Raw genomic sequence first — 7,155 nt, 5'->3', positions numbered from 1 at the left:
AACGGCCCTGCGCATAATCACAGCCCAGTTCACCGAGCCGATGCAATACCTCGGCGTCCTCGACCCCTTCTGCAACAATATCCAGCCCCAGACTATGGGCCAGCTGTATGGTGGCGATAATGATAGCCTCGTCATTCTCATCGTTAAGCATATTGGTGACGAATGACCGGTCAATTTTCAGTTCGGTAACCGGCAACTGACGCAACTTGGACAGGGATGAATGCCCGGTGCCAAAGTCGTCAATGGACAGCTCCACGCCGAGTTCGCGAAGCGACATCACCGTGTATTTCTGCATGCGTTCCGACATGGCGATACTTTCGGTGATCTCAAGCATAACGTATGAAGGCTCAATACCGTGCCGGGCGATCACCTCCGCAAATTTTTCGGTAAAACCGGCATCGAGAAGACAGTAGGGAGACAGATTGATCGAGACAGATGCGATGCGTTCACCACGTATCAGTGGCGCCGCCTGCTTGAGTGCACACTCTATCACCAGCCAGGTCAGTGAAAGAATCTGCCCACTGGTTTCCGCCAGTGCAATAAAATGCTCAGGCGACACCATACCCCTGTCCGGGTGATTCCAGCGTGCCAGTGCCTCCAGCCTGACCAGTCCCTGGCCGTGCAGCGGCACGATCGGCTGCAGGTGTACCGAAAGGGATTCATCCTCGATGGCCTGGCGCAGGTCATTGAGCAGCACAAGCCTTTCACCCCCCGAGGCCAGAAGCTCCGGGTAGTACATCTTGATACCCGTGGCAGCCTGCTGCTTGGCAGCATGCAAGGCAGCTTCTGCCGCCTGCACCAGCTCGGAAGGCGTGCTGACGTGCGAGGGATACAGCGATACACCGATTTTTGAGCCAAGTGTCAGCTCGATGCCGGACTGTTTCAGCGGGAGCGACAGCCAATGCTGGACAGACTCGGAGATTTCGTTCCAGCACTCGGCAGCAACGCCCTGCGAGACAATAATGAACTGGTCGCCTGCCAGGCGAAACACACGGGTGTCGCGATACTGTCGGGCGATGGTTTTCAGGCCGTCGGTAATGGTTTTCAGCACCTCATCAGCAAGATGGTGGCCCAGCGCCTCATTGACATCCCGGAAGCGTGGCACGTCGACAGCCAGTACAGCAAGCGCACTGCCCTCGCCGGATTGCAAATCCAGAAACTCTTTCAGTGAAGCGCGATTCGGCAAACCGGTCAGACTGTCGTGCATCGACTGATAGTAGATCTGCGCCATCTGTTCACGGCGTTCGGTGATATCACGGGCGACGGCAATAACCATATCGCCAGCCTCGACATCGACACGGTTCATATGAATCTCGACCCAGCGCTGCCGCCCCCCGCGCGGTTCAAGACAGCACTCAAAACATTGCGGCTCTCCTTCGAGGACGGCATGCGCCGCACGTTCAAAGAGATCCGCTGTCTCCTCGTTCCTCACCAGAGTGGTAATGGGCAAACGGCAGTTGTGGCGTGTCAGTTCGCTTTCCGCCATTCCCAGCCAGCTTTCCATACGACGGTTACAGCTGAGAAACTTGAGTTCATTGCAGAGGACAAAAATTGCGTCGTTGGCGCTGTCGAAATAGGCGCGCAGCAGCTGGGCGTAGAACTCGCCATCGCTGTCGTGCGGCTTACCCTCCGGCGTCTCATCCATGCTCAAGCACCCCATCCCCCTCACACAAACCAGGTCTATTCACAAGCTTATCGTCAGTATAGGCACTAAACTGGAGCGTATCCGGCCCAACCCCTCCCGACCGCCTGTCTCTCGCACCGGATTTTTCCCGTTTCTGGTATATTATCGCCCCGGAATCCTGTTTCGAGAACGACATATTGTGGCCGACCTGTTCACCGTAACCGCCCCATTGGCAATCCGCCTCGCCAATGGGCGCAAGGATATTGTGGTTGAGAAGCTGTCGTACAACGACGGGCTCATCTACCTGCCGCCGTTCTGGCCGGAAATGGATATTGATGAAGCGTTGCGTTATGTGCCCGGCCCCATAAAGGGAGACGGTCCGTGGAAAGTCGGTGATGCCGTGGTCGCCGTGCTGGCCTGTCACGGTACCGATGCGCAACTGGCAAGTGATTTCTCCAACTGGCAGGCTTACCTCATGCAGGTCGATTCGGCCTATCCACCGCGTGAAGATATTATGAAACTGATGAAAGTACACGCAGCCCGCGCAGCCGGCGCAGATCTTTGCGATCCGCGTTTCAGGCAACAATTTCCGTCAGGGTAATATCACCGCTGGTATCGACAATGACTTCTTCAACATGCGGCACACGGCTGAGGATGTAACCGGACATCAGCTTCAGCATTTGTCTGTTTTCCGTATGGAAGGCACCCAGCACACGGTCAGCCACAATCTGGCAACGCTGGTACAGGTCGGGTTTCTCAACCCAGAAGCGGCTCATCTGCCAGCCCTTGTCCATATCGGCGTCCATTTTGGCGTAGAATTCCTCCGCCTCCTTCAACATCTGTTCCGGTACATCAATGTTGTAGGTTTGATCGTCGATGGTCAGTTTCAATATCATCGTGGAATCTCCGACTCACTCTGAATTCAGGATACAACATGCTCGTTGTCATTCCCGCCGTACTCGGCAAGACACAACTCGAACGGGTTCTCTCTCTGCTGAAGGACGGCCGGTTTGTAGATGGCCGCCTGTCTGCAGGCACCCGTGCCCGTGAAGTAAAACATAACGAGGAACTGCAAACAGCCGCCTCGCACATGGAACAGCTCAACAGTATCGTCATGGGCGCGCTGGTACAGCATCCACACTACCAGGCTGCGGCCATGCCGGTTCGTGTGGCAACGCCGTTCTATGCGCGCTACACGAAAGGCATGCGCTATGGCGATCACGTTGACGATCCGGTCATGGGGCCGCCGGGCGGGCAGTACCGTAGCGACATTTCCACCACCGTGTTTCTGAACGAACCGGACCGCTACGACGGCGGTGAACTGGTCATACGCACCGGCTTCGGCGAACAGACGTTCAAGCTGGCCGCCGGCGATGCAATCATCTACCCCTCATCCAGTCTGCACCACGTCGCCGAAGTCTCGCGTGGAGAACGGCTGGTGGCTGTAACCTGGACCCAGAGCATGGTGCGCGACCCGGCCCGGCGGGAAATCCTCTACCAGCTTTACCAGGCCCGGGAGAGCCTGCAAAAAAACCGTCCGCAAGCCAGCGAGACCACGCAGGTCGATCATGCCTACGTCAACCTCACACGCCTGTGGGCGGAGTTGTAGGCCAGCCACAAAAAACGGGCCGAGTGCACTGCACATCGGCCCGTCGTAAAACCCGTACGCCCTGGAATTAAGGGTGTGAGCCTTTTTCTTCGTGCGCCATGTCGACCAGCTTCATGGCCAGATCACGGTATTCCTGACGGTAGCCAGCCAGTTCGTGACCTTCAGGTGCCGTGAAGTATTCTTCCTGTGACACGCCGTGTTCATGCTCATACGCAATGAACTTCTTCTGCATCTCGATCAACTTTTTGATCAACTCTTGCTTCTCGCTCATGGTCTTGCCTCCAAAGCGTCTGGTTCCAGGGCATACGCCGCACAAATGACTGCGGCGCAATATATTACGAATTGCTGATTCCCGCTATATCCCCAATGGGAAGGCCGGGAATTAATAGCCACCCTTGCGCGTGGACTGCGGCAGACCGGCAATCTTGCGGCCCTGCTTGCTGGGCATACCCGGGAACATGCTGTACATCAGCTTGCTGGTCGGTTTGTCGCCCCACTTCTTGGCCATGGCCTTGAGGATGGAACGCTCGTTGGGTTCATTACCGCCGTTGTTATAGTGCTCATCGCGCAAATACATGACGACATCCCAATGTTTTTCCGTCATTTCCAGCTTGTCGGCATCGGCAATCGCCTGGGCAACTGCTTCAGTCCAGTCATCGGCATTGACCAGGTAACCGTTCTCGGTGGTTTCAACCGTTTTGCCATCAACGTCAAGAGCCATGCTATATCTCCATTTGTTTCATCAAGTTAATAAATATAGTTAAATAATTTTATAACCAATTTCAGAGCCGTCATTCCGGTGCAGGCCGGAATCTATACCCGTATCCTGGATGCCGGCCTGCGCCGGCATGACGAACTACTTTTTGTCGGTGGTCATTTCATGTACCGCGCGAATGCCCTTGTGGGGCAAAAACAGTCCGCAACCCATTTTCCGATGCGAGCCAATGCCAGACTGCTGAAGACGAATCGCCTGCTCCGGTTCCAGGTCCGCAAGCATGACGCTGCGGGTATACAGATCACCGTCAGGATGCCGGATGGCATGCGCCCTGCCGCACAGCAACTTGCGCACCGGAACTTCCAGCGCCCGCAACTGCTCTGCCGCATACTGCATAAAGGCTTCTTCATCTTCGTGATCCATGCCATCAGGCACGACCACGTAACGGGCAAACTGGGTCGGCAAGGTGCTGAACACACGCGTTTTCACCTTGCCGACTTCCAGCCGGTGGCCCTCAATATCCAGTACCACGCCGCTTAACCGACCGGCATCTTCCACACGGTGGCCTGGCACGCGCAATGTCATGCGCGAACGCTTCGACAAATGCAGCAATTCATTGGCCGGGTCTTCGGGACGCATCCAGCCATTACCGGATTCTGCACCATGAATCAGGTGAATACCCGCCGTCGGCTCATCGTCCATCCAGGGCAACACCTGGCGAACCGCCTCGGAGAATGCGTAGGCATGATCCAGTGGCAGGCACTTGCAGCTGATGTGATAAACCTGGTCAACCACATCTTCCGGCACCGTATAAGGCGTATTTTCGTCCTTGTCCTCTTCCCAGAACACGGCGCCTTACCTCCTGCCAGCGGCTGCAAAGGCCGCTTCCAGGCGATCTTCCCAGCTTTCCGGTGTATCCGGGTAAGGTGGCCGAACGTCCATCTGGAAAAACAATTCACCACCACGCGCCTTTTCTTCAACCAGGCTGACCAGCTCGTCAAACGACTGGAGGTCGTGGTGCTGCAACAATATCTCGCTAAGACATAACATGTTATTCACCCTGGCCTGCAACAGAATTCACAACGCGGTCGAAGTACCGCGCACGGTATAAAAGCCGCGAAACATCACCTTCTTCATGACTGAAGCCGGTGCGGCAATGCAGTGCATTATTACTGATCACGCCCTCGCCAGCTTCAAGCCGGTGGCGAAATATATAGGGCGAATCCTGTTGAAACAAGCTCAAAAGACATTCTGCCGCAGCCTGTGTGGTTGAATCGCCCTTCCATTCGATATTTCGCGCACGCGCCGAGTAGCGCATATGCAAGTGGCCGCATGCATCAATGGAAAATACCGGCCCTGTCTGACGCGGCCGCAGCTCCATCCCCTTCTGGATATTGGGCGGGATGGTCATGGCATCCGGCGCCATCAGCGCGCGAATAAAATCGGGGTTTTCATCCCGAACCTGTATATAAGCGATTTCATGATCCATAAAGGCATTGTCACCCCCCGCCTGCGCCGGTTGCACACAGTGCAGGATCACGCCACGAATCTGCCGATCCAGCGCGTTATAGTAACCATCGGTATGCCAGTTCAGCGGTCGATTGGTATAGGGGATGTACTCACCCTCCTGACGTTTTTCGACCACGGTGAGCGAAGTAATACCGTCGCCATCCGCACACAGGTTAGTATCGAGGCGTTCAAGACCCAGCCGGCGACCGAGTGTTCGAATCATTGCCTTGTCACCCTGCGCAGGCGTTTTCAGCCTGTAGAACGCAACATTGACACGTGCCAGCGTAGCGCGAATAGCGGCGATCTCACTGGCCCCGGGTGCAGCACCATCAGCGATTTCCGTCATCAGTTCACGGCTGTTCGCGGGCCAGCCGGACAACTTGCGTTCCCTCCAGGCGACATAGGCATCCATCGCCTCAAGGCTGAAGGGCGAAGCAAGGTCGTGACGCTTTACAGGCGGGGCTGACGAGGACATTGAATGGCTTTGAACAATTTTGCTGAAAAATACATTTTACCAGATTTGGCCGGTCACCAATCAGCTAATATATGGTTTTTTCAAGGGTTATGGCCATCGCGACGGTTTCCGAAAGATTGTTTATGCGCCAATTAGTCAATAAGCACCTGATAATATTCAAACATTCTCCGATCTTGGCAATTTGCCCGGCGCCACCGTATAATCGCCGGCCGCGGTGGGACCGATTCCGGCCTATCCCATTGGGGATAGTGTTGCTGTTCACACACACCCCAAGGGTAGGGTTCTCTGAGGCGTCCGACACTCCTAGACTTCATCCCGCCCAGTGAGGGAGTTCCCGTATCGGAAATCCGGTTCCGATACGGGAACTTCTAAACTCAATAGAACATGAAGTACTGAATACAGTTTTTGTACTTAAATCAATGTAACGGCGGCTACCGCCACGACACATACAACAGGAAGGAGACGGCCATGGCTGATAAGCATTATCCCACGCCCATGCTCGACGAACTGGAAAACGGCCCCTGGCCGAGCTTTATTTCCGGCATCAAGCGTCTGCGCGACGACCACCCGGACGAACGCATTCGCAAAGTGACCAACTCGCTGCTCGGACAGCTCGAGCACTCCTACGAAACCCGCAAGGGTTACTGGAAAGGCGGCACCGTTTCCGTGTTTGGTTATGGTGGCGGTATCATTCCGCGCTTCTCCGAAGTCGGCGATGCGTTCCCTGAGTCCAGGGAATTCCACACCCTGCGCGTACAGCCGACCCCGGCCAACTACTACACCACCGACATGCTGCGTAAACTCGGTGACAGCTGGGAAAAATGGGGTTCAGGCCTGCAGACCTTCCACGGTCAGACCGGTAACATCATGTTCATCGGTACCACTACCGAAAACACCCAGCACTTCTTTGATGACATCAACGAATACGGCTGGGATCTCGGCGGCGCCGGTCCCTGTGTACGTACCGCCATGTCCTGTGTCGGTGCGGCCCGTTGTGAAATGTCCTGCGCCAACGAGCACGCCATTCATCGTCACCTGGTGAATAACTTCACCGATGACGTTCACCGTCCGGCCCTGCCCTACAAGTTCAAGTTCAAGGTCTCCGGTTGCCCGAACGACTGCCAGAACTCCATCGAGCGTTCTGACTTTGCCGTGATCGGTACCTGGCGCGACGACATGAAAGTCGACCAGGAAGAAGTCAAGGCCTATGTGGCCAAGAAGGG

At 55.6% G+C, this 7,155-nt stretch carries 10 protein-coding genes; 3 read left to right on the top strand and 7 right to left on the bottom strand.

What is annotated here, in order from left to right; translation table 11 throughout:
• On the bottom strand, positions 1 to 1,645 hold a 1,645-nt coding region (locus ACW81B_RS04100; RefSeq protein ID WP_491578942.1), incomplete at its 3' end, for a sensor domain-containing protein.
• A 178-nt stretch (positions 1,646 to 1,823) separates the two neighbouring features.
• Here ACW81B_RS04100 and ACW81B_RS04095 point away from each other — a divergent pair.
• Positions 1,824 to 2,225 carry a hypothetical protein gene (locus ACW81B_RS04095; RefSeq protein ID WP_491578941.1) on the top strand — a complete coding sequence of 134 codons (402 nt, stop codon included), beginning with the start codon at positions 1,824 to 1,826 and terminating at the stop codon, positions 2,223 to 2,225.
• Here ACW81B_RS04095 and ACW81B_RS04090 read toward each other — a convergent pair.
• Positions 2,200 to 2,520 carry a hypothetical protein gene (locus ACW81B_RS04090; protein ID WP_491578940.1) on the bottom strand — a complete coding sequence of 107 codons (321 nt, stop codon included), beginning with the start codon at positions 2,518 to 2,520 and terminating at the stop codon, positions 2,200 to 2,202. The genes ACW81B_RS04095 and ACW81B_RS04090 overlap by 26 nt on opposite strands.
• 38 nt (positions 2,521 to 2,558) lie before the next feature.
• Between ACW81B_RS04090 and ACW81B_RS04085 the strand changes: the two genes are divergently transcribed.
• On the top strand, positions 2,559 to 3,233 hold the full coding sequence (locus tag ACW81B_RS04085; protein ID WP_491578939.1) for a Fe2+-dependent dioxygenase: 675 nt from the start codon (positions 2,559 to 2,561) through the stop codon (positions 3,231 to 3,233).
• 67 nt (positions 3,234 to 3,300) lie between these two features.
• Here the strand turns inward: ACW81B_RS04085 and ACW81B_RS04080 are convergent, their stop codons facing one another.
• The 5 genes from ACW81B_RS04080 to ACW81B_RS04060 form a co-directional block, all read right to left on the bottom strand.
• Positions 3,301 to 3,504 (bottom strand): hypothetical protein, encoded by a 204-nt coding sequence (locus tag ACW81B_RS04080; RefSeq protein WP_491578938.1) that lies wholly within the window; start codon positions 3,502 to 3,504, stop codon positions 3,301 to 3,303.
• A gap of 111 nt (positions 3,505 to 3,615) precedes the next feature.
• Complete coding sequence (locus ACW81B_RS04075; RefSeq protein WP_491578937.1) at positions 3,616 to 3,954, bottom strand: TusE/DsrC/DsvC family sulfur relay protein; 339 nt, start codon at positions 3,952 to 3,954, stop codon at positions 3,616 to 3,618.
• Positions 3,955 to 4,089: 135 nt separating this feature from the next.
• Positions 4,090 to 4,797 (bottom strand): type I-MYXAN CRISPR-associated protein Cas6/Cmx6, encoded by a 708-nt coding sequence (cas6, locus tag ACW81B_RS04070; RefSeq protein WP_491578936.1) that lies wholly within the window; start codon positions 4,795 to 4,797, stop codon positions 4,090 to 4,092.
• A 6-nt stretch (positions 4,798 to 4,803) separates the two neighbouring features.
• Positions 4,804 to 4,998, bottom strand: a complete 195-nt coding sequence (locus tag ACW81B_RS04065; RefSeq protein ID WP_491578935.1) for a sulfur relay protein DsrC — start codon at positions 4,996 to 4,998, stop codon at positions 4,804 to 4,806.
• A gap of 1 nt (position 4,999) precedes the next feature.
• Positions 5,000 to 5,932, bottom strand: coding sequence for a TauD/TfdA family dioxygenase (locus ACW81B_RS04060; RefSeq protein WP_491578934.1), 933 nt, complete (start codon positions 5,930 to 5,932; stop codon positions 5,000 to 5,002).
• A gap of 468 nt (positions 5,933 to 6,400) precedes the next feature.
• On the opposite strand from ACW81B_RS04060, the gene dsrA reads away from it, so the two are divergent.
• Positions 6,401 to 7,155, top strand: a 755-nt coding sequence (dsrA, locus tag ACW81B_RS04055) for a dissimilatory-type sulfite reductase subunit alpha (RefSeq protein WP_491578933.1), incomplete at its 3' end; no start/stop codon positions are given.

It is taken from the genome of Thiogranum sp., assembly GCF_058323355.1.
Note: the sequence above shows the minus strand (reverse complement) of the source record. Positions and strands in the feature narration are given on the sequence as shown.

What these genes read in the sequence shown, in the direction of transcription:
- ACW81B_RS04090 (WP_491578940.1), bottom strand. Translation starts at nt 2,520, where the DNA reads ATGATATTGAAACTGACCATCGACGATCAAACCTACAACATTGATGTA.
- ACW81B_RS04085 (WP_491578939.1), top strand. Translation starts at nt 2,559, where the DNA reads ATGCTCGTTGTCATTCCCGCCGTACTCGGCAAGACACAACTCGAACGG.
- ACW81B_RS04080 (WP_491578938.1), bottom strand. Translation starts at nt 3,504, where the DNA reads ATGAGCGAGAAGCAAGAGTTGATCAAAAAGTTGATCGAGATGCAGAAG.
- ACW81B_RS04075 (WP_491578937.1), bottom strand. Translation starts at nt 3,954, where the DNA reads ATGGCTCTTGACGTTGATGGCAAAACGGTTGAAACCACCGAGAACGGT.
- ACW81B_RS04065 (WP_491578935.1), bottom strand. Translation starts at nt 4,998, where the DNA reads ATGTTATGTCTTAGCGAGATATTGTTGCAGCACCACGACCTCCAGTCG.
- ACW81B_RS04060 (WP_491578934.1), bottom strand. Translation starts at nt 5,932, where the DNA reads ATGTCCTCGTCAGCCCCGCCTGTAAAGCGTCACGACCTTGCTTCGCCC.